The sequence below is a fragment of the Bradyrhizobium sp. IC4060 genome (assembly GCF_020193715.1).
Taxonomy (GTDB): Bacteria; Pseudomonadota; Alphaproteobacteria; order Rhizobiales; family Xanthobacteraceae; genus Bradyrhizobium; species Bradyrhizobium yuanmingense.
In genome coordinates this window covers 1-441 of record NZ_JADYVJ010000086.1, presented here as the reverse complement: position 1 = coordinate 441, position 441 = coordinate 1, and the positions used below count along the sequence as shown (strand labels likewise).

Here is a 441-nt window from a genome sequence, read left to right as displayed (position 1 = left end):
GCAACGGGCATGTCCGTTGCTGGGGGATCAGTCTTTCGTGACGTCCTTGGCTAAGGCGTTCAACGACTCGCGCAGGTCCTTGGACTTGGGCTGTGCGCGTGCGAGCACCTTCAAGAGCGCACGTGTGAGGGTGGGGTCGGCGCATAAATGACCCAAGACCTGGGTCAAGTCATCCTGGTGGCGAGGCTTGGCATTGCCCAAAGCCAGAATCGCAGCAGCCATTGTGGCGTTATCCGCGAGTAGGTAGGCAGGCGGGACATTCAGGATTTTCGCGAGCGCTTCCAGGTTATCGAAGCCGATTGCAGTTCGCTGGTGCTCGTACCGATTGATTCGAGACGAGCCCTTCTGCTTACCCAGGCCCATGCGATCCCCCAGCGCGCGCTGGCTCAGCGCACGCAATTCCCGCGCCTGGACGAGGCGGGCGGCGAACAGGGCGCGGAC

At 62.1% G+C, this 441-nt stretch carries 1 protein-coding gene; it reads right to left on the bottom strand.

Annotated elements, in window-relative coordinates; genetic code table 11:
• Positions 1 to 27: 27 nt before the first annotated feature.
• Positions 28 to 441: helix-turn-helix transcriptional regulator (locus tag I6F16_RS37600; protein WP_225174788.1), on the bottom strand; the 414-nt coding region annotated here is incomplete at its 5' end.